Below are 2056 nucleotides of genomic sequence, written 5' to 3'. Positions count from 1 at the left end.
TGCCTTCGAGGTAGTCGCTGCCAGCCAGGCCGTTGAGGATGTCGTCGCCAGCGCCGCCGTAGAGGCGATCGCCGAAGTTGGGATTGGCGTTGCCGCTCAATGAGTCTGCGCTGTCGCCGCCAAATGAAATGATCTGGGCGGGTGTAGTGCCAAGGCCCTGGACGCGCGAGACGAGCAGGGCGTTGTCTTGCGTGCTGCCGACTTCTTTCCAGTGGTATTCGAACGTACGGTCGGTTGGCGCAAGCGCGCTGTTCACGAACGTCTGATCGGCGGTGTAGGCAAGGCTGCGCCAATTGAGAAACGCGGCGCGGTCGTTGAGGTAGGTGTCGGTGAAGTTGAGCGAGTCTTGCGAGGCGCCCGCTACGAGCGCTTCGCGGTCGGCATTCCAGTCGGCGTAGGCGGTGGCGTGGACACCTTTAAGAGCATCTTCAACTGCAGCGGCATCCAGGCTGCGAAGGCTGAAAGTCGCGCCGGTGGTCAGGCTGAGGAAGGCGGCAAAGTCTTGATGGGAGGTGCTGGCGGTGGCGGGGTGCGTGCCATCGATTCTTACGGTGCCAGCCACGGACCTCACCGCCGTTGCGAGTTCTTGAAGATTTGCGTAGAGCATGTCTCTATTCCCTTGCTCCGTGCTGGGCTTGCCCGTGCCGAGGACCAAGTGGCGAACCGAGTCAACCAGCAGCTCAAGCGTATTGCCGTGCTGGTTGCTACTTGTACGCACTAAATAGTTAGTGGCATCCTGTGAAAGCGTGTAGTCCAACTCGGAGAGCAGTTGCTGGACAGCAAGCGAGTCCGTCAGAGTGATAATTGAATGATTAGAAACTGGACCGCTTTTCTCAATGTTGAACGCATTGACGAATCCAATCATCTGACCTAGCCCAGCTGTGGCGGAAAACCCCTCGATTGCACGTGCATTGAAGATTTTGGCGTTTGGAATGCTTGCATCAGTGATGCCAAAGAACTCGAGAATTTCGGTGTTGACCCCGCCCACAGGAATGGAGCCGCTGAACCCCGGGGCGTTGTACGTGTAGGCGGCCTTTACGACCAAGTCGTAGTCGGCAGCGAAGGCCTGTGCCAGAAAGCCACCCAAGCTATGACCGCTCACAGTAATCAGCTCGCTCGCTCCCAGCTTCCCTGTAGTTACCATCTGCCCATAGAACGTCTCTAGTGATTGGTATTGTCGAAGTCCCCTATTGGTTCCCAGCAAGGCGATGGCCACCACATCTACTGCAAAGTCGATGCCCCAATGGCTTGCGTCCGTACCTCGAATCCCAAGTACTTTCTCGCCAGTGGGGGTGCCGGAGGCGTCAACTTTCTGGAAAAGTGCCGCGAAAAAACCATCGCCTATGTCTGCCTGACCCAGGACGAGCCAATCACGATCAAATCTGATCGCTTGCGTTGCAGCCATCCCTGATTGTTGGTAAGCAGTCTCGTTGGAGTTTGGGGTCGTAGATAGTGGACCGGCGTAGCTTGCGAGTGCAACTTCTGCGTAAGTCAAGTACTGGCTAGTTGTCGGCACGTGTTAATTTCCTTCTGCATTAATAAAGACTTGACGAATTAGAGTTGTTGGTGCCCCAAGCTTTTCCGGACACCCTTTGGAGGTGAAGTGTCCAAAGGCAAAAATATCTCCCCCGGCCCTCCCATACAGAATGGCCTCTCCAAGTATTTTTTTGTCGACAGATCGGATGATTCGATATTCATATCTCGATAATCGACCTTGCCCCTTCATAGGATCGCCGTCCTTCAATACGGTTGTTTCTCGCGCGAGGGAATATCCTTCGCCTAGTCGTTGTTCATCAGGCCGCGAACGCCAGCCTGGATACGGGTCGCCGAATGGATCGAACAGTACGCTCGGCAACTTCACAGTTTCATAGACACGAATGCCGCCGTCTTTAGCGCACAGTTCTTGCATCTGCCTGTCGAGCGAGTGCTTTTCGCAACCGGCCAAGGCTGCAATGACTAATGGAATGGCAGCCAGATTTTTTAGATGCTCCATAAGATGTTCCTTTGTCTGCTAACCCAAAAGTGGGCAGCTAGATCGACAGTTGAGTTTTTCTTT

The 2056-nt window shown here is 54.8% G+C and carries 2 protein-coding genes; both read right to left on the bottom strand.

The genetic code is table 11. The annotated features are described in order from the left end of the window. The coding region (locus tag AQ12_RS19165; RefSeq protein WP_048441573.1) for a hypothetical protein at window positions 1-1405 on the bottom strand (1405 nt) is incomplete at its 3' end. A gap of 114 nt (window positions 1406-1519) precedes the next feature. Then, the gene (locus tag AQ12_RS22855; RefSeq protein WP_152682864.1) at window positions 1520-1993 is read right to left on the bottom strand and encodes a hypothetical protein; all 474 of its coding nucleotides are present in this window, start codon (window positions 1991-1993) and stop codon (window positions 1520-1522) included. Between the last annotated feature and the right edge of the window lie 63 nt (window positions 1994-2056).

Source organism: Caenimonas sp. SL110 (assembly GCF_001044395.1).
Lineage (GTDB): Bacteria > Pseudomonadota > Gammaproteobacteria > Burkholderiales > Burkholderiaceae_C > Ramlibacter.
The sequence above is the reverse complement of the archived record's forward strand: the minus strand, read 5'-3'. Positions and strand labels throughout refer to the sequence as shown.